This is a genomic window from Nocardia sp. NPDC058519 (genome assembly GCF_042719755.1).
In the GTDB taxonomy this organism is placed as follows: domain Bacteria; phylum Actinomycetota; class Actinomycetes; order Mycobacteriales; family Mycobacteriaceae; genus Nocardia.
The window spans coordinates 1-25,220 of record NZ_JBHXNK010000002.1 but is presented as its reverse complement, the minus strand read 5'-3'; the positions used below and the strand labels follow the sequence as shown (position 1 = coordinate 25,220).

At 68.6% G+C, this 25,220-nt stretch carries 20 protein-coding genes; 10 read left to right on the top strand and 10 right to left on the bottom strand.

Annotation, left to right across the window (positions count from 1 at the left end; translation table 11 throughout):
* Positions 1–20 precede the first annotated feature (20 nt).
* Positions 21–647 carry a mycofactocin system transcriptional regulator gene (gene mftR / locus ACFWPK_RS02490; protein WP_378912776.1) on the bottom strand — a complete coding sequence of 209 codons (627 nt, stop codon included), beginning with the start codon at positions 645–647 and terminating at the stop codon, positions 21–23.
* Positions 648–728: 81 nt separating this feature from the next.
* Here mftR and mftE point away from each other — a divergent pair, with 81 nt between their 5' ends.
* Genes mftE through ACFWPK_RS02475 form a run of 3 tightly spaced genes read left to right on the top strand, consistent with a single transcriptional unit; the run spans position 729 to position 3,230 of the window.
* The gene (gene mftE / locus ACFWPK_RS02485) at positions 729–1,430 is read left to right on the top strand and encodes a mycofactocin biosynthesis peptidyl-dipeptidase MftE (protein ID WP_378912775.1); all 702 of its coding nucleotides are present in this window, start codon (positions 729–731) and stop codon (positions 1,428–1,430) included.
* Positions 1,427–2,671, top strand: a complete 1,245-nt coding sequence (gene mftD / locus ACFWPK_RS02480) for a pre-mycofactocin synthase MftD (protein ID WP_378912774.1) — start codon at positions 1,427–1,429, stop codon at positions 2,669–2,671. Before mftE ends, mftD begins: the two co-directional genes overlap by 4 nt.
* A 37-nt stretch (positions 2,672–2,708) precedes the next feature.
* Positions 2,709–3,230, top strand: a complete 522-nt coding sequence (locus ACFWPK_RS02475; RefSeq protein WP_378912773.1) for a hypothetical protein — start codon at positions 2,709–2,711, stop codon at positions 3,228–3,230.
* Here the strand turns inward: ACFWPK_RS02475 and ACFWPK_RS02470 are convergent.
* On the bottom strand, positions 3,227–3,736 hold the full coding sequence (locus ACFWPK_RS02470; RefSeq protein ID WP_378912772.1) for a MarR family winged helix-turn-helix transcriptional regulator: 510 nt from the start codon (positions 3,734–3,736) through the stop codon (positions 3,227–3,229). The genes ACFWPK_RS02475 and ACFWPK_RS02470 overlap by 4 nt on opposite strands.
* Before the next feature lie 256 nt (positions 3,737–3,992).
* Here ACFWPK_RS02470 and ACFWPK_RS02465 point away from each other — a divergent pair, with 256 nt between their 5' ends.
* The 3 genes from ACFWPK_RS02465 to ACFWPK_RS02455 all read left to right on the top strand — a co-directional run bounded on the left by ACFWPK_RS02465 (position 3,993) and on the right by ACFWPK_RS02455 (position 7,716).
* On the top strand, positions 3,993–5,669 hold the full coding sequence (locus ACFWPK_RS02465; protein ID WP_378912771.1) for a fumarate hydratase: 1,677 nt from the start codon (positions 3,993–3,995) through the stop codon (positions 5,667–5,669).
* A gap of 136 nt (positions 5,670–5,805) precedes the next feature.
* Positions 5,806–7,197, top strand: coding sequence for an ABC1 kinase family protein (locus ACFWPK_RS02460; protein ID WP_378912770.1), 1,392 nt, complete (start codon positions 5,806–5,808; stop codon positions 7,195–7,197).
* 9 nt (positions 7,198–7,206) lie between these two features.
* Complete coding sequence (locus ACFWPK_RS02455) at positions 7,207–7,716, top strand: M15 family metallopeptidase (protein ID WP_378912769.1); 510 nt, start codon at positions 7,207–7,209, stop codon at positions 7,714–7,716.
* Here the strand turns inward: ACFWPK_RS02455 and ACFWPK_RS02450 are convergent.
* Positions 7,713–8,849, bottom strand: a complete 1,137-nt coding sequence (locus ACFWPK_RS02450) for an epoxide hydrolase family protein (RefSeq protein WP_378912768.1) — start codon at positions 8,847–8,849, stop codon at positions 7,713–7,715. The genes ACFWPK_RS02455 and ACFWPK_RS02450 overlap by 4 nt on opposite strands.
* Positions 8,850–8,934: 85 nt before the next feature.
* Here ACFWPK_RS02450 and ACFWPK_RS02445 point away from each other — a divergent pair, with 85 nt between their 5' ends.
* Both ACFWPK_RS02445 and ACFWPK_RS02440 read left to right on the top strand, forming a co-directional pair.
* Complete coding sequence (locus tag ACFWPK_RS02445; RefSeq protein ID WP_378912767.1) at positions 8,935–9,897, top strand: helix-turn-helix transcriptional regulator; 963 nt, start codon at positions 8,935–8,937, stop codon at positions 9,895–9,897.
* Between the two features lie 274 nt (positions 9,898–10,171).
* Positions 10,172–10,882 (top strand): hypothetical protein, encoded by a 711-nt coding sequence (locus ACFWPK_RS02440; protein WP_378912766.1) that lies wholly within the window; start codon positions 10,172–10,174, stop codon positions 10,880–10,882.
* Positions 10,883–10,977: 95 nt separating this feature from the next.
* On the opposite strand, the gene ACFWPK_RS02435 is transcribed toward ACFWPK_RS02440, so the two are convergent.
* Positions 10,978–11,406, bottom strand: coding sequence for a RidA family protein (locus ACFWPK_RS02435; RefSeq protein WP_378912765.1), 429 nt, complete (start codon positions 11,404–11,406; stop codon positions 10,978–10,980).
* A gap of 63 nt (positions 11,407–11,469) precedes the next feature.
* On the opposite strand from ACFWPK_RS02435, the gene ACFWPK_RS02430 reads away from it, so the two are divergent.
* Positions 11,470–12,450 carry a helix-turn-helix transcriptional regulator gene (locus tag ACFWPK_RS02430; RefSeq protein ID WP_378912763.1) on the top strand — a complete coding sequence of 327 codons (981 nt, stop codon included), beginning with the start codon at positions 11,470–11,472 and terminating at the stop codon, positions 12,448–12,450.
* Between the two features lie 21 nt (positions 12,451–12,471).
* On the opposite strand, the gene ACFWPK_RS02425 is transcribed toward ACFWPK_RS02430, so the two are convergent.
* The 4 genes from ACFWPK_RS02425 to ACFWPK_RS02410 form a co-directional block, all read right to left on the bottom strand.
* Positions 12,472–16,851, bottom strand: coding sequence for a TIGR02680 family protein (locus tag ACFWPK_RS02425; protein ID WP_378912761.1), 4,380 nt, complete (start codon positions 16,849–16,851; stop codon positions 12,472–12,474).
* A 2-nt stretch (positions 16,852–16,853) separates the two neighbouring features.
* Entirely contained in the window at positions 16,854–18,233 is a 1,380-nt protein-coding gene (locus ACFWPK_RS02420) for a TIGR02678 family protein (RefSeq protein WP_378912760.1), read from the bottom strand.
* Entirely contained in the window at positions 18,230–19,792 is a 1,563-nt protein-coding gene (locus ACFWPK_RS02415; RefSeq protein ID WP_378912759.1) for a TIGR02677 family protein, read from the bottom strand. Before ACFWPK_RS02415 ends, ACFWPK_RS02420 begins: the two co-directional genes overlap by 4 nt.
* A gap of 75 nt (positions 19,793–19,867) precedes the next feature.
* A complete protein-coding gene (locus ACFWPK_RS02410; protein WP_378912758.1) occupies positions 19,868–21,007 on the bottom strand; it encodes an XRE family transcriptional regulator in 1,140 nt (379 codons plus the stop codon).
* Between the two features lie 349 nt (positions 21,008–21,356).
* Between ACFWPK_RS02410 and ACFWPK_RS02405 the strand changes: the two genes are divergently transcribed.
* Complete coding sequence (locus ACFWPK_RS02405; protein ID WP_056809962.1) at positions 21,357–21,662, top strand: hypothetical protein; 306 nt, start codon at positions 21,357–21,359, stop codon at positions 21,660–21,662.
* Here ACFWPK_RS02405 and ACFWPK_RS02400 read toward each other — a convergent pair.
* Together ACFWPK_RS02400 and ACFWPK_RS02395 are read right to left on the bottom strand one after the other, a co-directional pair.
* Positions 21,564–24,137 carry an AMP-binding protein gene (locus ACFWPK_RS02400; RefSeq protein WP_378912757.1) on the bottom strand — a complete coding sequence of 858 codons (2,574 nt, stop codon included), beginning with the start codon at positions 24,135–24,137 and terminating at the stop codon, positions 21,564–21,566. The genes ACFWPK_RS02405 and ACFWPK_RS02400 overlap by 99 nt on opposite strands.
* Positions 24,138–24,209: 72 nt before the next feature.
* Positions 24,210–25,040 (bottom strand): PAC2 family protein, encoded by an 831-nt coding sequence (locus ACFWPK_RS02395; RefSeq protein WP_378913138.1) that lies wholly within the window; start codon positions 25,038–25,040, stop codon positions 24,210–24,212.
* Positions 25,041–25,220: the final 180 nt, after the last annotated feature.

Sequence of the window (25,220 nt, the reverse complement as noted above, 5' to 3'; positions counted from 1 at the left end):
CCCAAACGTGGCGCGCTCGGCTATTCCGGGGCGAACCCGCGTTCCAGTGCGCGCAGTGCCCGGTCCAGATACACGGTGAGATCGGTATCGCCGCGCTCGAGCCAGGCATCGAACGCGGCACGCGCGGCGGCCAGGGTGGAGCGCCCGATGGCGAGGGGAATCAGGTCGCCCGCGCTAGCGCCGAGGCGGCTCGCGGCGAACTCGCCGACGGCGTGTTCCCACGCGTCGTAGTGCGCCCCCGCGCCCGCCGAAAGTGCGGGTACCCCGGAGACCAGCCGCATCCTGGTGCGCAATTCGGGGATGTCCTCGGCGCGATATCTGTTGGCCGCCACCACGATTCGGCGCACCGCCGCCATCATCGGCTCCTCGCTCGGCACGGCGGCGAACGCGGCGCGAAGGTCGTCGACCTCGTTGTCGAACTGGTGCCACAGCACCTCGGCCTTGCTGGGGAAGTAGCGGAAGAAGGTGCGCTCGCTCACCCCTGCCTCGGCGGCGATGCGTTCGACGGTGACGTCGTCGAATCCGTGCTCGGCGAACAGTTTCATCGCGATCACCTCGAGCTCGCGACGGGTGGTGCGCGGCGGGCGCCCGCGGTGCCCCGATTGCTTCGGAATCGACATCGGGGCGCGCGGCGGCGGGGCGGACATGGATACAGGATAGGGACTCGGCGAGCTTTCGACCTGCACGAGCTATTGATTATGTCAGTGACTGACGTTAATGTTGGCGCCATGTTCGTGGCGCACCTCACATCGCCCGAGGCAGGTGTGCGCGCCGCCGCGGGAGTGATCATGGTCATTCCGCTCGGCGCGACCGAGCAGCACGGCCCGCACCTGCCGCTCTCGACCGACAGCGACATCGCGTCGGCGGTGTGCCGCCTGGTCGCGGCCGAGCGCTCCGACGTGCTCATCGCGCCCGCCGTGGCCTACGGGGCCAGTGGCGAGCACGCGGGGTTCGCGGGCACCTTGTCGATCGGACAGGCGGCGCTGGAACTGCTCGTCGTCGAACTGTGTCGCTCCGCGACGGACACGTTCTCGCGGATCGTGCTGGTCAACGGGCACGGCGGCAATGTGGAAGCCCTGCGCCGAGCCGTCGCCTTGTTGCGGTCGGAGTCGCGCGACGTTCGGGTGTTCTCGCCCGGCTACGGCGGCGACCCGCACGCCGGGCGCACCGAGACCTCGATCCAGCTCGCGCTGAGCCCCGACCTGGTGCGCACCGAACTGGCCGAACCGGGGGACTGCCGCCCGCTGACCGAACTGCTGCCGCTGCTGCGCGCGGGCGGAGTGCGGGCGGTCAGCCCCAATGGAATCCTCGGCGACCCGACCGGATCGAGTGCCTGCGAAGGCACCGGCCTGCTGCGGGTCGCCACTACCGCATTGCTGGAAGACCTGCGCCGATGGTGGCCGCAGGATCATGAGGAAGGACCCCGATGAATCCCTGGTTCGAGACCGTTGCCGAGGCGCAGCGGCGCGCCCGCAAGCGTCTGCCGAAGTCGGTGTACGGCGCGCTGATCGCCGGTTCGGAACGCGGACAGACCATCGAAGACAACCAGACCGCGTTCACCGAACTCGGTTTCGCCCCGCACTGCGCGGGCCCGATCGGCGACCGTGACCAATCGACCACGGTGCTCGGTCAGCAGGTGTCCATGCCGGTGCTGATCTCGCCGACCGGCGTGCAGGCGGTGCACCCCGACGGTGAGGTCGCCGTCGCGCGCGCCGCGGCGGCACGCGGAATCGCCATGGGGCTAAGCTCTTTCGCGAGCAAGCCCGTCGAGGAGGTGCTCGCCGCCAACCCGGCGACCCTGTTCCAGCTGTACTGGTGCGGCAACAAGGACCAGATCCTCGAGCGGATGGCCAGGGCCAAGAAAGCCGGCGCGGTTGGCCTGATCCTCACCCTGGACTGGTCGTTCTCGCACGGCCGCGACTGGGGCAGCCCGGTGATCCCGGAATCGCTGAACCTGCGCACGATGATGAAGTTCGCGCCGCAGACCCTCGCGCGCCCACGCTGGCTCGCGACATACCTGCGCTCGGGCAGCATCCCCGACCTCACCGCGCCCAATATGGCGGTCGGCGGCGGCGCGGCACCCGGGTTCTTCGGCGCCTACGGCGAATGGATGCAGACACCGGCACCCGACTGGGACGATGTCGCCTGGATCTGCGAGCAGTGGGACGGGCCGGTACTGCTCAAGGGCGTGATGCGCGTCGACGACGCCCTGCGCGCCGTCGACGCGGGCGTGGCAGGCATCTCGGTGTCCAACCACGGCGGCAACAATCTCGACGGCACCCCCGCCGCCATCCGGGCACTGCCGGTGCTCGCCGATGCGGTCGGCGACCAGATCGAGGTGCTCCTCGACGGCGGCATCCGGCGCGGCAGCGATGTCGTGAAGGCGGTGGCGCTCGGTGCGCGTGCGGTGCTGATCGGGCGCGCCTCCCTGTGGGGTCTGGCGGCCAACGGGCAGGCCGGCGTCGAGAACGTTCTCGACATCCTGCGTGGCGGAATCGATTCCGCGTTGCTGGGTCTGCGCAAGACCTCGATCTCCGACCTGACCCGCGACGACATCATCGTTCCCGCCGGCTTCGAACGCGCGCTGGGGGTCGGTACGGGGCAAAAGGATTCCGGCAACCGGGATTTCGCGTCCAACGGAACGGTCGTCAGCGGCGCCGCGGCTGGATAGTATCGGCGGTTGGGCATCACCGTCAGAGGGGGAATTCGTGAGTGTGGTTTCGGATATCGAGGGTTCGCGTAGTCGAATCATGATGTCGCGCAGCGTGTCCTACACGCTGCCCGCCGTCGTGGCGGTGGCACTGGTCTCGGCCGGATGTGGCACCGCCACACCGAAACCGGCACCGCGCGCGGCGTCGACCACACTCACGACCACCTCGAAACCCCCGACCACCACTTCCCGGGTGCCCACGACCACCTCGGCCGCCGCCAAACCGGCGGCTGTCGGTGTCTGCGTGGACAAGACGACCAACGTCCGCGTGGCCGACGAACAGTGCGACAGCGCCGACACCAACTACAAGCGGTTCTGGTACCAGCACACCGACACCTTCGTGTACCCGGCGATCGGCGTCGCCGTCGCTCTCGCCGCGGGCAGTTTCCTGCGCCCGACCAGCGGCGAGGTCTTCGACCGCGGTGCGCCTGCCAAGGGCGGCAGCGTCGCGCGCGGTGGTCTGGGCAATGCCCGCCCCGACTCCTCCGGCGGGGGTGGCAGCGGCAGCGGCGGGTCCTAGTCCTCGCCGGGCGCGGCGGGCTGCAGCCGGCCGACCGGTTCGGCCGCGTTCGCGCCGCGGTGATGGTCGACGAGCACGTCGTAGATCTCCGCGAGGGTGGCGAGCTGGTCGCGATCCAGCACGTCGATCATGTGTTTGCGCACGCTGCGCACATGGGCGGGCGCGGCCGTGGTGAGCAGTTGCCCGCCGGTCGGGGTCAGCTTCGCCACCGTGCGGCGCTGGTCGTGCGGCATCGTCTCGCGTGAGACCAGGCCGCGCTTCTGCATGCGGGTGATCTGGTGCGAGAGCCTGCTCTGCGACCATTCGAGCGCGCAGGCCAGATCGGCGAAGGTGAGCCGCTGGCCTGGTGCGTCGGCTAGGTAGACCATCACGGAATATTCGACATAGCTCAGGTTCGCTGCCCGGCCTGCGTCACGTCCGATCGCCGCGGCGATCAGGTCGCGGGTCCGGACATAGCCCAGCCAGGCACGCATTTCGACATCATCGAGCCACTGTGGATCGGTCACGATCGAGCTCCAGATTCTGAAGGTGCAGGCTTCGGATTGAACGGCGCACGCCCGCCACCGCCCGGAGAATGGGTAGCACCGTTTGGGTTGAACGTGCAACCTCGACATTGGTTAGGGTCGGTCGGGAACCTCACATAGGGTTGCCTAACCACCGTGCGGGTATGGGTGGTGGATAGGCTGCGGATTGCTTTGTGACCAGCCCTGCCTGGTGCTCCGCAGTGTTGCGGTGCCCGCCCTGCCCGAAGGAGTGCGATCCGTGACCGCGCCGGAGTTCCGCTATTCCGATCTGCTGCCCATCGGCGCCGACGAGACGCCCTACCGCCTGCTCACCACCGAGGGGGTCAGCACCGTCGAGCACAACGGGCGCACCTTCTTGCAGGTCGAGCCCGAGGCGCTGCGGCTGCTGACCGAGACGGCGATCCACGACATCAGCCACTACCTGCGCCCCGCGCACCTGCGGCAGCTGCGCAAGATCATCGACGACCCGGAGTCCTCGGGCAATGACCGCTTCGTCGCGCTCGACCTGCTCAAGAACCTCAACATCTCCGCCGGTGGCGTGCTGCCGATGTGCCAGGACACCGGCACCGCGATCGTGATGGGCAAGAAGAGCGAGGGTGTGCTCACCGGTGTCGACGACGCCGAATGGCTCAGCCGCGGCATCTTCGACGCCTACACCAAGCTGAACCTGCGCTACTCCCAGCTCGCCCCGATCACCATGTGGGACGAGAAGAACACCGGTACCAACCTGCCCGCCCAGATCGAGCTGTACTCGACCGAGGGCGACGCCGACAACCCGGTGTACAAGTTCCTGTTCATGGCCAAGGGCGGCGGTTCGGCCAACAAGTCGTTCCTGTACCAGGAGACCAAGGCCGTCCTGAACCCCGAGCGCATGCTCGAGTTCCTCGACGAGAAGATCCGCTCGCTCGGCACCGCGGCCTGCCCGCCGTACCACCTCGCCGTGGTGATCGGTGGCACCAGTGCCGAATTCGCCTTGAAGACAGCGAAGTACGCGTCCGCGCACTACCTCGACAACCTGCCCACCGAGGGCTCGATCACCGGTCACGCGTTCCGTGACGTCGAGCTCGAGGAAGAGGTCTTCCAGCTCACCCGTGAGTTCGGCATCGGCGCGCAGTTCGGCGGCAAGTACTTCTGCCACGACGTGCGCGTGGTCCGCCTGCCCCGGCACGGCGCGTCCTGCCCCGTCGCGATCGCCGTCTCCTGCTCGGCCGATCGCCAGGCGCTTGCCAAGATCACCAAGGACGGCATCTTCCTGGAGCAGCTGGAAACCGAACCGGCCCAGTATCTTCCGGAGCAGACCGCCGACATCCTCGGTGGCGATGTGGTGAAGATCGATCTCAACCGCCCGATGGACGAGATCCGTGCCGAACTGTCGAAATACCCGGTGAAGACCCGTCTTTCGCTGACCGGTCCCCTGGTCGTGGCCCGCGACATCGCCCACGCCAAGATCAAGGAACGCCTCGACGCGGGCGAGCCGATGCCGCAGTATCTGCGCGACATGGCCGTCTACTACGCGGGCCCCGCCAAAACTCCCGAGGGCTACGCGTCGGGCTCCTTCGGCCCCACCACCGCGGGCCGGATGGACTCCTACGTCGACCAGTTCCAGGCCGCGGGTGGCTCCATGGTCATGCTGGCCAAGGGCAACCGTTCGGCTCAGGTCACCAAGGCCTGCAACGATCACGGCGGTTTCTACCTGGGCTCTATCGGCGGCCCCGCCGCTCGCCTGGCGCTGGACTGCATCAAGAACGTCGAAGTCCTCGAATACGCCGAACTCGGCATGGAAGCGGTCTGGAAGATCGACGTGGAGGACTTCCCCGCCTTCATCGTCGTCGACGACAAGGGCAACGACTTCTTCGCCGAAACCTCCAAGCCCATCGCCCTGCGCGTGCGTACTCGTTCCAAGGAACGCGTGTAGTAGCCCGCTTCGATGCCCCGGTGTCCGCTTCGGCGGGCACCGGGGGTTCGTCTGTTCCGGGGGCCCGGCGTCGGCTGTCACCCCGGTGTACTGTGACGCACGACATACGGTGTACAGGGCCTGACAGGGGTGTGGATTGGCGAGCGGTGGACTTCCCAGGGGGCGGGCGACGCGCAGTGCGAAGCTGGGGCAGTTCGCGGCCGGGCAGGCGGTGCGGGAGGTCGGGCGGCGGCTGTCGATGATCGGGCGCACCGATGAGGCGCGTGAGGTGCTGGCCGAGCGGTCGGCGATGATGAAGGCACAGCAGATCGTCGCGGTGCTGGGGAGCATGAAGGGCTCGGCGATGAAGCTCGGGCAGATGGGCTCGGTGCTCGATCTCGACTTCGTTCCCGTAGCGCATCGCGAGCAGTTCCGTGCACAGCTCGCGGCACTGCAGGACCGGGCGCCCGCGATGCCGTTCCCGACGATGCGGCAGGTGATCGAGGACGATCTCGGCCCACTGGAACAGACCTTCGCCGAGTTCGACGAAACGTCGATCGCGGCGGCGTCGATCGGCCAGGTGCACCGGGCGCGACTGCACGACGGGCGGGTCGTCGCGGTCAAGGTGAAGTACCCCGGGGTGGACCGTGCTGTCCACGCCGATATCAGCAATCTCGAGTTCCTCGGCAAGATGGCCAGAACGGTGCTGCCGAGCATGGCCGATACGGGTGTGCTGGAGGAGGTCGCCAGCAATCTGCGCAGTGAACTCGACTACGAGCGCGAGGCCCAGACCCAGCATCGGGTCGCGCAGCGTTATCGTGGCCATCCCTTCATCACCGTGCCCGACAGCATCGAGGAATTCTGCACGCACAATGTGCTGGTAACGGAATTCGTTGAAGGGCGCCCTTTTTCGCACATCCAGACGCTGCCAGCCGCCGAACGTGACCGGCTCGGCGAGCTGATCTACCGCTTCTACATCGCCGGCCTGTTCGCCGACAACGAGTTCTGTGGCGACCCGCATCCGGGCAATGTGCTGCTGGCCGCCGACGGCAAACTTGCCTTCGTCGACTTCGGCCTCTACAAGGAGATGGACCCGGCGCACGTCGAGTTCGAGCGTTCGGTCCTACGGGCGGCCGCGGAGGGCCGGGGCGAGGATCTGTTCGCCGCGTGGCTGGGCCGGGGGATCATCGACCCCGATTCCGAGGTCACCGTGGAGGAGAGTCTGGCCTACGTCTGGGCAGCCACCGGCTGGCACCTGCTCGACGAGGAAGTCACGATCACCCCCGAACTGGCCACCGGCGCACTGCTCCTCGCTGTCGATCCGCGCGCGTCCGACTTCCAGGGCATGCACAAACAGCTGTTGCCGCCCGAGCACGTGTTCTCCCGCCGCGCCGACCTGTTCACCTTCGCCACCCTCGGTCAGCTGCGCGTCACCGCCAACTGGCATCAGCTGGCCCGCGAATGGCTCTACGACGAACCCCCGCAGACCGAGATCGGCCGGGCGATCGAGCAGTGGCGCCGTGGCCTCGGCGACGGGTCCGGTCGATAGAATCCGCCTATGAAAACTGTGCTCGGCCGCGTGGCCGACCGGATCCTGGTGACGATGACGGCCGCCGCGGCCGTGACCGCTATGGGCATCGGCACCACCGCCGCCCAACCCGAGCCGCGCGAACAGTTCCAATCGGCCGCAGGCACCGAAGGCCTCGACCCGCCCCTCGCCGTCGCCTACACCCTCGCCGAGCAGCAGGCCCACGCCGAGGGTGTGCCGCTGTCGATCACCTCCGGCCATCGCACCTACGAGCAGCAGGAATGGCTCTGGCAGGACGGCCTCGCCACCTACGGCAGCCCCGACGAGGCGCGCCGCTGGGTGCTGCCGCCCGAGGAGTCCACGCACGTCTCCGGGCACGCCGTCGACGTCGGCCCGCAGGTGGGGGCGCAGTGGCTGGAGGACAACGGCAACCGCTGGGGGCTTTGCCGGACTTTCGATAATGAGTGGTGGCATTTCGAGCTGGTCACCGCGCCCGGCACCCCGTGTCCGCCCCGGGTGCCGGACGCGAGTCAGCGCTAGATCAGCGCGGCGAAGAAGGTCCGGATGTCGGCGACGTGCGCGGCGGGTTCCTCCATCGCGACGAAATGGTTGCCCGGATTTCCCGACGGCCAGTGGGTGATCTTGTTGCCGTGGTCGGCGAGTTTGCGCATGAGCGGTGAACCGCCACCGTAGACACCGGTCGGCACCAGGTTCTGATCGGTGGGCCAGCCGAAACCGCCGTCGCGCAGTCCGTCGTACATCGGCCACGACGAGGTGCCGGTGGTCTGGGTGAACCAGTACAGGGCGATGTTGGTGAGCAGGTGGTCACGGTCGATCACGTCTTCGGCGAGCTCGGCCATGGGCGTGAACTCCTGGAACTTCTGCATCATCCACGCGAGCAGCGCGACCGGTGAATCGTTCCAGCCCAGCGCGAACGTGTGCGGCGCCGCCCGCAACAGGGCGTGGTGGTCGACGCCGCCGGTCATCCACTGCTGCATGTCGGCCCACTGCGCGCGGTCCTCGGCCGACATCGCGGGTACGTCTGCCTCTGTCGGCATGCCGATCCCGCCGTCGAGGTGCACGCCGATCACGTGTTCCGGGGCGGCCAGCGCCAGGTCCGGCGCGACGTAGGCGCCGAGGTCGCCGCCCTGGGCGCCGTAGCGGTCGTAGCCGAGCCGGTCCATGAGGGTGGCCCACATCCCGGCGACCTGTGCCGTGGTCATTCCGGTGTCGCGCGGTGGCGCCGAGAAGGCGAATCCGGGGACCGACGGGATCACCACGTCGAAGGCGAGCGCGGGATCGAGTCCGTGTGCGCGCGGGTCGGTGAGCGGGCCGATGGTGCGCGTGAATTCGACGAACGAGTTGGGCCAGCCATGGGTGAGCAGCAGCGGCACCGCGTCGGGCTCGGGGGAGCGTACGTGCACGAAATGGACGTCGAGGCCGTCGATTTCGGTGATGAACTGGGGGAAGGTGTTCAGCGCGGCTTCTTGTGCGCGCCAATCGAATTCGTTCGCCCAGTACCGGGCGAGCTCGCGCAGGTACTCGGTGGGCACGCCGCGTTCCCAGCCCTCGCCCGGCAGCTGGGCCGCCCAGCGCGCCCTGGTCAGCCGGTCGTGCAGGTCGTCGATGTCGGCCTGGGGGATGTCGATGCGGAACGGGCGAATGGTACTCATCGGGACTCCTCGTTGTCGGTGTGATTGCGACGCTATCGGCCATCTAGGACTGTTTCGGTCCTAGATACGCGGCAGAATCGAGAACATGACCGACACCGCGGCCCGGCTGCTCCGTTTGCTCTCCCTGCTGCAAATGCCACGGGAGTGGCCGGGCAGCGAGCTGGCCGACCGGCTCGGCGTCACCGATCGGACCGTGCGACGCGACGTCGACCGTCTGCGCGAGCTGGGCTATCCGGTGGTCGCCGCGATGGGGGCGGCCGGCGGGTACCGGCTCACCGCGGGCTCCGCGCTGCCACCGCTGATCCTCGACGCGGACGAGGCCGTCGCGGTCGCTGTCGGGTTGAGAGTCGCTGCGGGACAGGCGGTTGCGGGCATCGAGGACGCGTCGGTGCGGGCCTTGGCCAAGCTCGAGCAAGTCCTGCCCGCGAAACTGCGCAGGCGGGTGCGCGTGGTCGGTTCGGCGGTCGCGGTCCGCGCGGGCGATGGCCCCACCGTCGACCCGGAGGTCCTCACCACCCTGGCCGCCGCCGTCACCAACCGGGAACGCCTCCGCTTCACCTACCGCGACGCCACCGGCACCCGATCCCACCGCCACACCGACCCCGTCGGCGTCGTCGCCGCGGGCCGCCGCTGGTACCTCGTCGCCTACGACCTGGACCGGGACGCCTGGCGCAGCTACCGAGCCGACCGCATCGAAAACCCCCAGCCCACCGGCGCCCGCACCACCCCACGCGACCTCCCCGCCGCCGACGCGGCCGACTACGTCGCAGGCCGCCGAACCGACTGGGCCACCCCCGAATACCACGTCGACGTCACCATCGAAGCGCCACACGCCCGGATCGCGGGCCGCCTCGGCGAAGAACCGGACACCCTGCACGCCGACAGCGACACCACGTGCCGCCACACCGCCACCCGAGATGACGACCCCACCTGGCTCGCCATCCAGCTGATCTCCCTGGGAGTACCTTTCCGCGTACACGATTCGCCAGAACTCACCGCGCGGCTACGCGCCCTCGCGGATCGCCTCACAGACGCATTTGCCGATTGAGCGTCCGCCCCTCACCGCCTGCGGAAAGGAATCGTGGACAGCCCGAACCGTCGGTATTGTGCGACTGGTGGCCGTTGATCTACGAGTGCCGTGCAGGTGGCGGAGGGAACCGTTCGAGATCTGGATCGACGATCCGGATCGTGCGTTCATCCACTATGTCGGCGACCGTGACGATGTCGGCGGATGGCCCGGAATGTCGATTCGGCACGAGTACGGGTGGGTGCCTCGATCGGAGTTGACCTACATCGGAGTCGACCAGGCGCTCGCCGGAGCATTGGTCGCGCTCGATGACGCCTTCGCCCCAGTAGGTCCGCCCGCTGCGATCGAAGCCTGTCCGTGCTGCCGGAATCCGGCCGACTATGCGGTCCTGCTGAGCACGCCGCGACACCAACTCACTGGAACCGAGCTGGGCAGCTTTGCCTTCCGGGCGTTGAACACAGTCGGATCGGTCGCGGACCTGCGTTACCTGACCGGTCGCATCCTGCAACTGCTCCATACCGACGATCCGCAGATGCCCGACATGGAGGTCGTGTACAGCAAGCTTCGGCAGGCGGGCTGGGATTCGTGGCCGCAGGCCGACGCGGTCGCCGAGGTAGTGGATGCGTTGTGGCGCAGCACATTTGCCGCTGCGAATCCGGGTCCTGGCATCGCTGTCGTAGTGTGCGTGGTTGGTGCGGCCGAGTCCACGATCGCTGCCCGGCTCGTGGAATGGGCGTTGCTGGATTCAGCGCCGGCGGTGCGGAATCTGCATGAGCTCGTGATACACGGTTGCCGTATCGAGGATGGCCGACTGACTCCGACGAACTCCTATTGGGACCACGGGTGGATGCCGTTCGGTGAACTGGTCGACTGGCTGAGTAACGGACCCGCCACAGACGCGGTGGTCGCAGCATTCGACCGGACAGAGGATCTCGACCTGCTCGAGCTGCTTGCCGAGGCGTACGACGTCCTCGAGCGGGGTCTATCCGTTGCCCGCGCCCCGTAGGTGAGCCGTGCACCTACGGGGCGTCCCCGGCTAGAGCGACCTGTGCGCCCAGTTGCGCGGGTTCATCGCGCTACAGCACCTGCGCACGAGGCGGGTCAGCGGCGGGTGGCGACGGCTTCGACCTCGAACAGCACGTCGGGCGTCGCCAGGCTCGCTACGCCGATGAGGGTTTGGGTAGGCGGCGTCGTCCCCCAATTCGCTTGTACAGCACCAGCAATAGGGCCGAGCTTGCTGACGTCGTGGTTCACCACATAGGTCCTGAGCTGGACGACGTCGCCGAGGGTGAGGCCGTGGGCGGCGAGGGCGGTGCCGATATTGCGGAATGTCTGGTTCACCTGCTCGGTGAAGTCGGCGGAGACGACCGAGCCGTCCGGTCGTGATCCGTACTGTCCTGAGACGAGCACCAGTTCCGTTCCCGCGGGGACAGTGGCGGTGTGGCTGTAGCCGAAGGGGGTCGGGTCGTGCAGGCCGTCCGGGTTGACGATGGTGTGGGCCGTGCGGGGTGCGTGCTCGGTGTTGGTCATGCCGATGAATCTGCCAGGAATACACGACATCTTGTGTCGTGTATTCCTGGCATAGTTTTTCCTATGCGAGCTGACCGGCTGGTCTCCCTGGTGTTGCTGTTACGTCGGCACGGCCGGCTGTCGGCCGACGCCCTCGCGCGCGAACTGGAGGTCTCCACCCGCACCGTGCTGCGCGACATCGAGGCACTGTCCACGGCAGGCGTTCCGGTCTACGCCGAGCGCGGCAGGCACGGCGGTTTCGCGTTGCTGCCCGGGTTCCGGACCGAGCTCACCGGGCTGAACCACGAGGAGGCCCTCGCCTTGCTGATCGCCGGATCACGGCGTGGCGCACAGGCATTCGGTCTCGGCTCCGCCCTGGCATCGGCCATGCTCAAGGTGGTCGACGCGCTCCCCGAGAGCTACCGGGACACCGCGAGCGACGCGGCCCAGCGTTTGCTCGTCGATCCGGAGATCGACCTCCTGTCGCGTCGGCTGGTCGCCGAGGAATTGTCCGACACGATCATGACCGAGGTCCGGCGCGCGGTGCTCGCCGGACACAAGCTGCGCATCCACTACGCGGCCGTGGACCAGGACCCCCAATGGCGCACGGTGGACCCGATCGGCCTGGTCACCGTCAGAGGTCAGGGCTACTTGCTCGCCACGAGGTCCGGCGCGGACCGCACCTACCGGCTCTCGCGTGTGCTGGCCGCCGAGGAACTGGACGAACCGGCCCAGCGACCGGATCGGGTCGATCTGGATCAGGCGTGGCAGGGCCGCAGCACGCGGTTTCGCGAGGGTGGCGAGCTGATCTCCGTGCTGGTTCGGGTGAACCCGGCGCGACGGGAGGAACTGGTCGGCACCGCGCTGGCTGTTCGGAGCGAAGAGGCGGACGCGGACGGCCGGGTGCGGATGGAGGTCACCTTCCAGGATCGCAGGCACGCCGAATGGGCGATGTGGCAGCTCGCCACGAACGCGGAAGTGCTGGCACCACCATGGCTGCGCACCGCCCTGCACCACCGTGCCGCCGCGCTCGCCACCTGCTACGAAGTGTCATCAGCCAGTTGATGAGTCGCGGGGACCGGCAGTTCAGCCCACCGATGCCGGTTCACCGGGCATGCCCGCCAGCGTCAACCCACCCTCGATGGTGTTCGGCACCCGGCGGCGATTGGGAGAGCCGAGGGCGGTGGTGAGGTCGCCGCCGTCGTGTTCGGCGAGGAGTTCGCCGCTGTCCCAGACGAGCAGGGTTGCGCTGACGGTGTTCTCGGCGGTGGAGTGGGCCAGGTCGTAGTGCGCGCAGCCGGGCACGTGGGCATAGGTGATCCACAGGTCGTAGCCGGTCATGAACAGGTCGAGGTCGAATTGCACACTGAGGCTGAGCAATTCGCTGCGGCCGTTGTCGTCGACGCCGGCGAAGGCTTCGTCGAGGGCCAGCAGGCGAGGGGCCTGGGGGTCGGCGGAGTCGAGCATCACGTGGGCGGCGGCGAACAGCGGCAGGTGCAGGGAAACGGATTGTTCGCCGCCGGAGAGGGCGCTGTGGCGGGCGACGGTGAGCTTGTCCTCGGTGCCGTCGCCGGAGATGAGGGTGAAGGAGAAGACTCGCCAGGTGCGGTAATCGAGGGTGGCAGCGAGGATTTCGGGGTAGGAACGCTCCGGGTGCGCGGTGCGGGCGGCGCGGATCTCGGCAGCGAAGTGGGCGCGCACCGCGCCGAGGTCATCCGAGCTCAGGGCCGTGGTGTCGCGGTCGAGGAGTTTGCACACCGAGCGCGCGGACTCCGACAGGCCATCGGCGAGGATCCAGTGCACACCGATGGTGTTGCCCGACGACATCCGCCGCTGCTTCATCTCCGCGCCCATGCGGGAGATGAGTTCGCGCGCGTCGGTGGTGCGTTCGTGGATCTGCTGGGCAAGACCGGTCAGCAGCGCGTCCTCGAGGATGCGGCGTTCGGCATCGGTGAGCAGCAGTTCCTGGTCGCGGCGGGCGGCGTCGATGCGGGCGGCGAAGTCGGCGAGGGCGGCCTGGCCGTTTTCGTCGTGGACGGCGACGACGGTGAGTCCGTCGGCAGCGTCCCAGTTCAGGCGGTAGTCGCGACCCGATGCGGTGAGCGCGGCGTCGAACTCCTGGAGTGCGCTGGTGACGGCGGACCGGGTGGACTTGCGACCGGCCTCGGTGGCGCGGACCTGGCTGGTGGCGGTGTCGAGGTCGGCGAACAGGGCGGCCACCTCATCGGGCAGCACCAGCGGATCGGTTTCCGGGCCCGCGGCGACGATGCGGTATTGCAGCTGCTCCGGGGTGGACCACGCGGCATCGCTACTGGGCCAGCGATGTTCGACCGATGCGCCGAGCAAGCTCAACAGGTCGGGGCGTGCGTAGGGGGCCAGTGAACGGACCTCGGCGAGCACCTCGGTGAGCGCGGTGGCGAGGGCTTCGTTGGCGGTGCGATAGGCGGCCTCGGCGTCGCCGACCGCTTCGATGGCGGCGTTGGCGGCCTTGCGCGCGGCCCGCTGTTCGGCCTTGGCCGCCTCGATGGCGCCACGGGCCAGGTCGAGGTCACGGTCGATGTCGGCGGCACTGGCGCCCAACGCTTCGCGCAGCGTTTCGAGTTTGCGATGCTGCTCGGTATATCCGAGCCGGGCGGCCTCAGCCTCTTCGGCGAACGCCTCGGCCAGTGCCCGCGCTTCGTCGTGACGGTCCTCGCCCTCGCGTTCGCGTTCGCGTTCGCGCTCGTGTTCGGCGCGCAGGCGGAGCAGACCGGTGCCGGTGTTCTCGAAATGGCGGATGGCGGCGGCCAGTGCGTCGAGTTCGCGTGCCGCACGCGGGGTTCGGTGTGCCGCGGCGGCGGCGCGAACCTTCTTGTCCAGCGCCGCGACTTCGGCGACGGCCTGGTCGAGTTCGCGCTCGGCCTGCGTCGCGGCCTCCACCCGTGACCTCATCAGACCGGCGGTCTCGGCTACGGCACGCAAAGCGGAGGTCACCGCCGACGGGCGCGGCAGAGCCTTGGCGGCTGCGGACAGCGCGGCCAATTCCGCAGTGGCCGAAGCGTCTTCGGCTCGCGCGGCGTCGTGCTCGGCAGCGGCTGCCTCGATCGCTGCCTCGATCTCGGCGAGCCGGGACTCACGCCTGCGGGCTCGCGCTGTCGTACCGATGAACTCGGCCTCGGACTTGTGATGGTGGCCGACGAGAACGCCCTGTCGGAAGGACCCGGCGAGGCTGACCACGACGTGCGGTGTGTCGGCAGTGGTCAGCGCGGTGAGTGTGGCGCCGGTGCACGAAGCCGAGTGTTCGATCATCGAGGTGAGCGCGATGGAGGCCAGCACCGCGGCGACGGTCTCGGTGGGAACCGTGAGCGCGGTGGAGTCCTCTTCGACGACAAGGACATCGGCGAGCGTGCGCCCGGGGGGACGCTGGTCGACCGGCAAGGGGAGCAGGAAGTGGTCGGAGTCGACGTCGGCGGGCAGAGTCGGGCCGCAAATCCAGCTGTCGAGCAGGCCGCCGGATTGCAGCGCTGCTTCGATACCGGCCGCATCTCGCGGGGACACCGACTCGGCGAACCGGACCAGCTGCCAGAGCGGAGCGCCTGGAAGGCCTTCTCGGACACCGGCTCTGGCGGGGTGCGGTGGGGGAGCGTCGTCGCGTTGGGCGGCGATCTGCTTGCGTTCGGCGGTCAGCGCGTCGCGGCGGGCGGCGGCAGCGCTCGCGTGGGACCGGGCTTCCTGGCGGCGGGTGCGAATCTGCTCCTGTAGCGGCTCGCATCGCTCGGCCAAAACCTCTGCGGCGGAGGGAATATCCGCCACTTCCGCGCCGGCGATGGCCGTGTCGAGCGCCTCGAACAAGCCCGCGGGACGACCTCGGTCGGCGGCGGGGTCGATCTGACCCGTATCCGCCGTAGCTTCTTCGGGGTCGACCGGCCCGCTGGTGCCCGTCACGCGACCGGCGCCTTCTGCGGGCATGCCTTCAGGTCCGGCGACCGCTGCGAAAACCTCGGTGTTGGTGCTCCACCAGGTGCGCAGAGCGGCCGCGGATTCGCTGCGGGCCAAGGCAACCGCTGCTTCGGCGTGGGCTACCTCCGCGGCGGCGGAGTCACGTAGTTCGATCGCGCGTTCGGCGAGGCGCTCGGAACGGGTGCGGTCCGCGGCGGCGGTTTCCCACTTGCCCAGTGCATTTCGTACCGCGCGGACGTCGGCATCGCGCTCTTCGGCGTGGCCGCGGACCGCTGCGGTGAACTGGTCGCCGCGGCCCTCGGCGCTGGGCGGAGTCCATTCGATGCCCGCTTCTTCGGCAGCCGCGCGGACGGCGTCTTCGCCGCGGAGGAGGGCGGCCGCCGCGGTGCGGACAGCCTCGGCCGCGCGCGAGGCTTCCTCGGCGCGACGTTGCAGCGTGTGACCTGCTTCGGCGGCCTTGTCGCGATGGGCCGCGGCGGAGGTCTCGAGGCGGCGCACGGCGTCGGCCAGGTCGTCGAGTTGCTGTTTGCCCTCGTAGGCGCTGGAGCGCTGGAGGTTCTCACGGTCGGCGATGGCCTGTTCGTAGGCGTGATCGGCGTTCTCGGCTCTGGTCTCGGCTTCGGCGCGATCGGTGTCGCGACGGGTGCGCAAGGCTGTCGCGGCGAACAGGGCCGTGGCGGTGTTGGTGACCGCGTCGAGACGGGTGCGGAGCTGGTCGACGTCGGTTTTCGCCTGAACCGCGAGGTATTTGCGGTACACGTCGACGAAACGGCGGGTGGCGGTGTCGGCCTGGACGAGACCGTCGAGGGTCCGGCCGACCTCCTCCATATCGCTGAACGAGCGAGCGGCATCGAGGATCAACTGCTCGTCGAGAGGGCGCAGGCCGTCGGTGAGCGCCTGGGACAGGCCGCGCGGGTCGAGGTTCTTGGCGAGCTGGGGCCTTCGCAGGGTGAGGATCAGGTTGATCAGCTGGTCGTAGCGCTGCACGCCGAGCCCGAACATGCGCGCGTCGATCGCCGCGCGATACTCGACGGGACGGTCGAGGATGGCGTCGCTGCCGATCTGCTCGGCCAATTGCTTGCGGGTGAGCGGGCGGTCGTCGGGGCCGATGAGGGAGAAGTCGACCCCGGCGCGGCCGTCGGCGACGAAGTACCAGCGGGTCACCTTGTCCGAGGATCGGGTGGCGCGCATGCCGATGCCGACGGTGACGGTCTCCGGATCGTCCCAGCTGCCGCGCGCGAACTCCATCCATACATAGGAGTAGGCCGATTCCTGCTTGCGGTACAGCAGATTCGACTTCATGGTGCGTTCTTCACCGGCGAACGGGTTCAGCCTGCGCGGTTCGATCCGCCCGTCCAGCACGAACGGGAACAGCACCTCGAGCGCCTTGGTCTTTCCGGAGCCATTGGGTCCGCGCAGTACCAGCCGACCGTCGGCGAAACTGAACTCCTGGTCGCGGTAGTCCCACAGGTTGACGATGCCCGCACGGGTCGGGACGAACCGCACTCCGCCGTGAATGACTGACATGCTCAGACCCCTCCCTCTCCGGTGCTGCCGTCGGTATCGGCGGCGGTGACGAACAATTCCTCGGCCTTGCGCACCCGCACGGTGACCACCGCGCCGCGATATCTGGCCAGCGCGGGCAAGACCAGCAGCCCGTCATCGACCGGCCGGATCAGCCGCAGCTTGGCGAGCAGCGCGAGCACCTCGGTGGTGAGCCCGCCGGTATCGGCCTGCCATTGCGCGGCGAAGGTCGCGCCGTAGCGGTCGGTGAGCGCGGTGACAGTGGCGCGCACCCAGATCTCGGCCAGGAACGGGTAGGTGGCCGGTTCGTCGTCCTCGGTCGCTTCGTCGACGAAATCGGTTGCGGTGGTGATGGTTTCGATGTCATCGGCGAGCGGAGCGAACACGCCCGCCGTGGGGATGGACGCGTCGAGCTGGTCGAGCAGCGTGTCATCGGCAGTGAGAGCGCCCGGGCGGCGGGGGACCGGGTTGTCGATATCGAGAACCGCGTCGGCGATCTCGCCGATCAGCAGCAGCGCCACCTGGGCCAGGGTTCCGGTGCCGGGGAAACGAGTATCGGACAGCCGGCCCGAGGTGTCGATCAGCGCCACCCCTTCGGCCCGGCGTTCGGCCCGCAAGCCGGTGCAGTATTCGACCTCGCCGACCAGACGCTCCTGGCCCAGCAGCGCCCGTTCGGCCTCCGGCAGCTCGTCGAGATAGACGACCGGGCGCTCCACCAGTGCCCGGCGAACCCGGCGGGCCTGCTCGGGCGATGCCTGTTCGGTGTCTTCGGCCAGCAAACCGCGCACGCTGTGCAGGTGCTGCAGTGCGCGCGGGGGCCGGAACAGGGCGAACACCACCGGTCGATCGATGTCGTAGAGGGCCTCGCCCGCCTCCGGGTCGCTGGCCCAGCCACCCGCATCGCCGTCGGCCAAGGTCAGCGCACCACGCGCACCGAGCCAGCCCACGGCGTCGACGAAGGCGTCGCGATCGGCGGCCCGCTCGGTCGACAGGTCGAGGCCCTCGATCCGGCTCGCGTAATCGGCGACGTGCTCGGCCAATTCGGACAGGGTGATCTGGTCGCCCGCCCGGCCGAGCGCGGCGAGCGCCAGCGAGAGATAGGCGTAGCGGCGGCGGTCGAAGACGCGGTCGTTGACGCTGCGGGCGGGCCGGGCGTCGTCGAGTCGGTCGTGCACCGGGTAGAGCCGGGCCGTGGTCTCGGTGACTTCCAGCCGGTAGCCGAACAATTCGGCCAGATCCTCGCGCAGTTCCGTCGCCCAGCGCCGGATCAACGGCAAGGCGATTCGATCGGGGTAGACGCGGGTGACCAGGTGGTTGGCCAGCATCACCCGAGCCGCGCGCTGATAGCTGTCCAGGGCCAGCGCGTCGATCCGTTGCCGTTTCATCGGGCCACCCCCCGCCGCGCTGAACCAGCGCGCACCTCGAGGCGCCGGTTGTTCAAGTGGAGCAGGCCCACCGCGGTGCGGATCACCGTCGACCCGTCGCACGGACGCACCGTCAACGTCACGCCGTTGTCAGAACCTGTTGTGCCGTCGACCTTTCCACTCACCGGCACCCAGGCGGTGGAAGCCGCGTCGAGCAGACGCAACAACACCTCCGTCTCGCGCTGATCCAGCACGCGCTCGTGCACATTGCCCTTCGACAGCGAAGCGGCGGCCGCGGCCCGGTCCCGCTGCGCCAACAGTTGGGCCTCCCGCAACCGCCGAATGCCCGCGTCGTTGCGTGCGATCCGGGCGGGCGCGCCCGCGGTGGGTGCGCGCCCGGTCTCGGCGAGCGTTCGGGAGATCTCCAAAGGCGGTGCGTCCCACCAGGAGCGACTGGTGGGGATCAGCTCCGCATCGGGGTGTTCGAGCGACAGATGACGCGGCCTGCCCAGCCCGAATACCGCGTCGTAGAGCGCGTGCGCACCGCTCGCGGTGGGGGTGGCGACGAACCACTCGGCCAGGTGCCGCAACGCCGATTCCCGGCTGACGCCACCGCGGCGGGTCTCGGTGACCCGGCGCAACAGCGACAGCACCGCCGCGATCGCGCTCATCGTCGCCTCCCGCAGCCGGTCGGCCTCACACGTTTCGGACGACTCGGTGCCCGCGGCGACGAACCAGGTGCGCAACCCGTCCCAGCGCGAACGCCAATCCGCTTCGCGCTCATCGAAACTCAACAGCACCCGCTCGTCGCACCCGGCCGCGCGACCGATCAACTGCTCGACCCCGGTCTCCTCGACCTCGCCGATCGCCGCCGCCAGCCGCGGCGCGAACCGGGCCAGATCCAGACTGAACTCCCGCATGTGCGCCAGCAGCGCATCCTTGTGCGCGAGAAAGGATTCCGGGGTGATCTCGGTCGTGCGCACCAGATCGCCCAGCGACAGATAGAAATGCGCGGCCCGCGCGGCCATGTCGGTGAGCGCGGCGTCGAGCCTGCGCAAGGTGGTGTAGACCCGCTCGGCATCGCCGTCGCGATTGGCGGCGGCGAGCGTGCGCAGGTCGGCGAGCAGTTCGGGCAGCACGAGCCGTGACAGCGACGCGTCCTCCATCCGGGCCGCGAGCACCCCGGCCACCGCCCGGTAGGCCTGGAAGCCGGCCTGCGCGAACTGGTAGACGTAGTGCCGGTTGCGGTACTCGGCCAGGGTGGCCGCCCTGGTGCCGTCATAGCTGCGTTCGAGCACACCCCAGCGATGCAACTGCTCGAGCAGCGGACCGATCTCGGCCGCGGGCAGTGGGACACCCGCGGCCGCCTCGATCCGGCCGCCCGCCTCGGCTCTCGAAATCCACTCGGCGACGTCGTCGGCGTGCAACAACACCACGTAGGCGGCGCGAGCGCTGTCGAAGGCGCGCAGTACCCGCAGGTAGTCGGCGCGCTTCTCGGCGGTCGCGAACGAGAACAACCGCAGACGCTCGTCCCAGAGGGCGGGTACGGCGCTGGGCAGGCCGTCGGCGGAGTCGGTCACCGTAGACAGGTTAGTGGTGGCCTCCGGGTGCTCCGCCGGACCCGTCCCCGATCGGCGTGGCACCGCCGGGCGAACTCACCCGACATTGAGCGATCGCAGCTGGTCGAGGAACGATTGGGTGCGCTGATCTCCTGGGTATCGTTCGATGATCTCCCTGGCCGCCTCGCCCGCGATCCACGCCAGCGACGGCAGCGACTTGCGACCCGCGGAGAACGCCGCGACGCCCTCCTCGACCGCGCGCTCGAGATCGCGGTCGCGCACGGCGACGACAGCCAGCGTCAGCCGCGCCTCCGAGACCCGCATGGGATTGCGGACCGAACCGTCCGGTCGGGTCGAATCGCTGATCACCTGCCGGGCGTAGCGTTCGGCCAGTCGATCCTGGCCTGCCACCCGGCAGCAGTCCATCGCGTAGAAGTCGAACTTGGTGGCGTCGACGACGAAGTGGTTGTCCAGATCGGCCGGGTGGCCCATCCGCGACAGAATCGCCTTGCCCTCGTCGAGTGCGGTCTGCATCGCGCGGCGGTCACCGAGCCGGGCCCAGCCCTTGGCACGCTGCGCGGCCAGCTGCACCCCGACACTCGACGACGTGGTGCCTGCCATCGCCTTCTCCGAGACATCGATCGCGCCACGGAAGTTGCCCTGTGTCAACGCGAACCACGCCGACATCTCCGCGGCCCACCCCACGATCTCGGGATTGCCCGCTTCACGGCCGAGGGAATCGGCGGCCCGGCGGGTGGCTTCGGCACCGCCTCGGCGGCCGAGGTCGTAATCGACGCAACCCACCAGCAACGCGACCCAGCCTGCCAGTACGAGGATCTCCCGATGCTGGCTCAGGGTCAGTCTGCCGTCGAGCAGCGAGGTGATCCGGCGCAGCCACGCGGTCCCCTCGGCGTGCAGTGCGTGGGGTTCGGCGTAAGCGTATTCGCAGCACAACCGTTCGGCGGTGATCCGCACCGCGTCCAGTGTTGCGCTGTTGACGTCGGACATCCTGAGTCGTCCGATGAACTCCAAAGTGTCCATACCGGTTGCCGATAACAGCTCGTCATCCCGGTTGGGACGGGACTTCGGGAAGAACGCGGCGGGGACGGTGTCGAACGCGGCCGCGATGATCGGCGCGTAGAACTCGTCAGGTCGCGATTCCCCGGATTCCCAGCGGCGCCAGTTGCGCAGCAGGGTACTGTCCGTCGGCAGGTTGTGGGAGGACTTGGCACGCATCGCGCGAACGGCATCGGCTTGCGACCACCCCCTCGCGTCACGTTCCGAGCGCATCCGAACAGCCCAGACGGGTCGATCATCAGTTGCGGTCACGGCGGTAGTATTCCACCAGTTAACGTTCGGCGTCCCGGATAGGGCAAGTAGATGTCATCGGATTGACATCTGCTGCCGGGGGCCGCGAATGTTCATGATGGAAGCAGGTGCTCGGCTGGACAACCGGATACCTGCTTTGCAGGAGAGCTTGCAGGGCAACGCAGTACCCCCGCGTGGCGCACCGCGCGACGCGGGGGGATCGAGTACACGACAGGTCCGACAACAGAACAGCGATCCCAATCCAACGGAGGTTCGGGTGGAAGCGTTGATCTATGGATACTTGCGGGACGATTTGGCCGATGGCCAGAGCGACCAATTGGAGGATGCGCTACGCAGCCTCGCCCGGACCGCGGGCATGTGTTTCGCCGCGACGTTCCACGAAGCGCCCGCGGGTGACGGTGCGGCGTTCGCCGAGCTCACCCAGGAATTGAAGCGGGCCGACGCCCACCACGTGGTGGTGCCGTCACTCGATCACCTTGCCGGCCAGACGATTCCGCGTGACCTGCTGATCGCGAAGCTGGCGCACGAGGCGGCCGCTCAGGTGCTGACCCTGGAGCGTTAGCCATGGGATCGCACGCCTGCACCGATCCGCCATCTCGGTAGCGGCCGCGCCGGCGGCCAGACAGGCCGCCAGCGCCAGCAATCGCTGGTCGCCGAACACCGGGTACACCTGCCAGTGCAGCAGATACGCGAACAGGGAGCTGTCGGCCACCGCCACCGCCACCACGGCGACGACGGTGGGCACGCGCAGCGCGGGCAGCCAGATCAAGATCGCAATGCCTGCCATGACAAGGCGTTCCCGCTCGGTGACGCCGAAATATCCGGGCACACCAGCCAGCAGCACGGCGCTGACGATCAGCCGCTGCCAGACTGCCGTCGCCTTCGCTCCGGCCCAGCCGAGAACGAAGTACCAACAGGCCAGCGGTGAGAATGTGATTTCGCGTTCGGGATAGAGCCCGAACGAATGCCAGCGCAGGATCAGGGTGAGGCCGAGCAGGCCGAGCGCGAACCAGAACGGCGCCCGTCGCTCCCACCGGTCGATCCGGGGGATCCTGATCAGCAGCGCGCAGGCCACCGTGCAGTACACGAGTACTTCCAGGAACCACAGATGTCCCGCCGTGTCATTGCGCGGTCCGAGAATCTTGTTGAGCAGCAACACATTCTGCCAGCCGTAGTAGCCGGGTTGCCAGGCCATCGTGAGCAGTACCCAGAGTGCGGCAGGCACCGCGATCATCGCCACGGCCCGTCCGGTGAGCTGGAGTCGCCGGGCGCGTGGGGCCGAACTCACAGCGAACCGCCCGAAGTTGTAGCCGGCCACGGCCAGCAGGACGTGCGCCGCGCCCCACAGTTCGAACAGCTGGATGTGGGAGCCGAGGATGAGCACGATGCCGATGGCGCGCAACGCCGTCGAGGAATCGAGGGCCCGGCCGAAGCGGGTGCGGGTGCGTGGTGATCGGCGCAGGTCGGCGATCGAGCGCTGTGGCCAGTCGGTGGGCAGCGTGCCGAGCACGCGTTCCAGGCGTGCCGCGACGGCGACGTAACTCAGTGAATTGCCACCCAGGTCCGCGAAACTGTGTGCGGGTGAGATCGACTCGATCGGCAGGCCGAGGGCGTCGGCGTAGATCGCGCCGACATCGTCGCCGTGGCCGGCCGACGTGGTCGCGAGCGCGCGTACCGCGGGATAGTCGATCTTGCCGGTGGCCAGCCGTGGGAGTTCGTCGAGGACGGTCACGCTGATCGCGGTGGTGGGCAGTCCCGATATCTCGGCGATCAGCCGCGCTGCCGCCTCTTCGTCGACTCGATGCGATGTCGCCGACGATGCCGATCGGGGGAGTGCCGCCGCGATCAGCCGGGCACCGTCGTCGGTGCATGCGGCGATGAAACCGGCTGTGGCCAGCTCTGATTCGATGCGGCCCAGGTCGATGCGCAGGCCGAACAGTTTGGCGAAGCGGCTGCGCCTGCCGACGACCTGGAACAGCCCGTCGGCGGTGCGTCGGGCCAGATCCCCGGTGCGCAGCGCGTCGACGGTGCGGCCCAGCGCCAAGTCGGCGGGGCTGTGCGCGTAGCCGAGCATCACGTTCGGGCCGTGGTAGACGAGTTCTTCGGCGGCGCCGTCGTCGACCGGTGTCAGGGTGAAATGCCCGCCCGGAATGGGGATTCCGATGCAGTCGGGGTGCTCGGCCGCCGATTCCGGTGGTAGATAGGCCATTCGGGCGGTGGCCTCGGTCTGGCCGTACATCACGAAGAACCGCCAGCCCGCGGCCGCGCCGAGCTCCGCGTACGTCCGCACCCTGGCGGGTTCGAGCCTGCCGCCCGCCTGGGTCACGTAGCGCAGATCCGGTAGCGACATCTGTGCGAAGCCGATCCGGTTCAGGAGGTCGACCGTGTAGGGCACCGCGGCGAACGAGGTGGCCCGGTGTGCGCGGAACTCGTCCCAGAATTCGGGCTCGAGCACGGAACGCTCGGTGAGCAGCAGGCTCGCACCGCGCAGCAGGTGGCTGTGGACGACCGACAGCCCGTAACAGTAGAACAGCGGCAGGGTGGTCGCCGCGCGGTCGTGCGGGCCGATGCCGAGGTACTCGGCGATGGACTCGGCGTTGGCGGTCAGGTTGTGCGCCGACAGCCGCACCAGCTTCGGCGACCCGGTCGAGCCGGAGGTGCTGAGCAGCAGCGCCAGCTCCGGATGCAGCCGGTGCGCCGGCTGCGCGCGGTTCGCGACGACGCGGCCGCGATCGATGATCACGTCCGGGTCGTAGGTCGCGGCCAGTTCGCCGGTGAGCTCGCCGGTCAGCAATACCGCGCACCCCGCCTCCAGAGCGCCGAGGTAGGCGACGAGGGAGTCGAGATCGTTGCCGACCGTGAGCGCGACGAGCCGCCGGACTGGACCCAGCCCGGCCGAGAACTCCGCGACGCGGTCGCCGAGCTGGGCATAGGTCACCGGTGCGACGGACTCGGCGGGCACGGGCCCGGGATGGTGCAGCACCGCGATGCGGTCGTCGAAACCACGCAGATGGGCGACGATCGACTGGGCCGGCATCCGAAAAAGTCTAAGCGGCGTGCCGACGGCAACCGGGCGCTTTCTGCCCGGCGAACTCCCGGTGAACGAGGGCTAGAGGCCGAAGCTGCCCGGACCGCGCCTGCGCAGGTACTTCTCGAACTCCGCCGCGATGGCGTCGCCGTCGATCTTGGCCATGGTCTCGTTGAGGTCGATCGCGGCGTCGCCGCGCTCCTCGAGGGAGCGCACGTACTCGCTGATCTCCTCGTCGCCGAGGGTCATCTCGTTGACCGCGACTTCCCACTCCTCGGCCTGTTTCGGCAGCTCACCGAGCGGAACCTCGATATCGAGGACGTCTTCGACCCGGTGCAGCAGCGCGATCGTCGCCTTCGGGTTCGGCGGTTGCGACACGTAGTGCGGGACCGCGGCCCAGAACGACACCGCGGGTACGCCCGCCTTCACGCACTGGTCCTGCAGTACTCCGGTGATCCCGGTCGGGCCCTCGTACCTGGTCTGTTCCAGACTGAACCGCTCGGCGGCCTCGGGGCTGTAGGCCGAACCGGTCACCGGCACCGGGCGGGTATGCGGGGTATCGGCCAGCAGCGCGCCGAGGATGACGACGGTCTCCACCCCGAGCTGCTCGATGAACTCGAGCAGGTCGTCGCAGAAACTGCGCCATTTCATGTTCGGTTCGATGCCACGCAGCAGCACCACGTCGCGGTCGCTACCGGGCGGGGAACACACCGACAGCATCGTCGACGGCCACTGGATCTCCCTGGTCACGCCGTCGACCTGACGGACCGTCGGCCGGTTCACCTGGTAGTCGTAGTAGTCCTCGGAATCGAGTTCGGCCAGCGGCTCGGCATCCCAGATCAACTCCAGATGTTCGATGGCTCCGCTGGCGGCATCGCCTGCGTCGTTCCAGCCCTCGAAGGCGGCAACCATGACGGGATTGCGCAACGTCGGCAGTTCCGTCTCGGGGGTCTCACTGGCATCCACCCGGTCAGCCTAGTGTGTCACGCCTGAAATAAGCCAGATAAATTGTTAGCCTGTTTGCGTGTCGAATCGTGGGCCTTCTGCTGTTGAGATCGTTGTGTCCGACGCCGAGCGTGCGGAGCTGGTGCG

What these genes read in the sequence shown, in the direction of transcription:
- ACFWPK_RS02450 (WP_378912768.1), bottom strand. Translation starts at nt 8,849, where the DNA reads ATGAGTACCATTCGCCCGTTCCGCATCGACATCCCCCAGGCCGACATC.
- ACFWPK_RS02425 (WP_378912761.1), bottom strand. Translation starts at nt 16,851, where the DNA reads ATGTCAGTCATTCACGGCGGAGTGCGGTTCGTCCCGACCCGTGCGGGC.
- ACFWPK_RS02445 (WP_378912767.1), top strand. Translation starts at nt 8,935, where the DNA reads ATGACCGACACCGCGGCCCGGCTGCTCCGTTTGCTCTCCCTGCTGCAA.
- mftR (WP_378912776.1), bottom strand. Translation starts at nt 647, where the DNA reads ATGTCCGCCCCGCCGCCGCGCGCCCCGATGTCGATTCCGAAGCAATCG.
- ACFWPK_RS02400 (WP_378912757.1), bottom strand. Translation starts at nt 24,137, where the DNA reads ATGCCGGCCCAGTCGATCGTCGCCCATCTGCGTGGTTTCGACGACCGC.
- ACFWPK_RS02420 (WP_378912760.1), bottom strand. Translation starts at nt 18,233, where the DNA reads ATGAAACGGCAACGGATCGACGCGCTGGCCCTGGACAGCTATCAGCGC.
- mftD (WP_378912774.1), top strand. Translation starts at nt 1,427, where the DNA reads ATGAATCCCTGGTTCGAGACCGTTGCCGAGGCGCAGCGGCGCGCCCGC.
- ACFWPK_RS02395 (WP_378913138.1), bottom strand. Translation starts at nt 25,040, where the DNA reads ATGGTTGCCGCCTTCGAGGGCTGGAACGACGCAGGCGATGCCGCCAGC.
- mftE (WP_378912775.1), top strand. Translation starts at nt 729, where the DNA reads ATGTTCGTGGCGCACCTCACATCGCCCGAGGCAGGTGTGCGCGCCGCC.
- ACFWPK_RS02455 (WP_378912769.1), top strand. Translation starts at nt 7,207, where the DNA reads ATGAAAACTGTGCTCGGCCGCGTGGCCGACCGGATCCTGGTGACGATG.
- ACFWPK_RS02410 (WP_378912758.1), bottom strand. Translation starts at nt 21,007, where the DNA reads ATGCGTGCCAAGTCCTCCCACAACCTGCCGACGGACAGTACCCTGCTG.
- ACFWPK_RS02435 (WP_378912765.1), bottom strand. Translation starts at nt 11,406, where the DNA reads ATGACCAACACCGAGCACGCACCCCGCACGGCCCACACCATCGTCAAC.
- ACFWPK_RS02430 (WP_378912763.1), top strand. Translation starts at nt 11,470, where the DNA reads ATGCGAGCTGACCGGCTGGTCTCCCTGGTGTTGCTGTTACGTCGGCAC.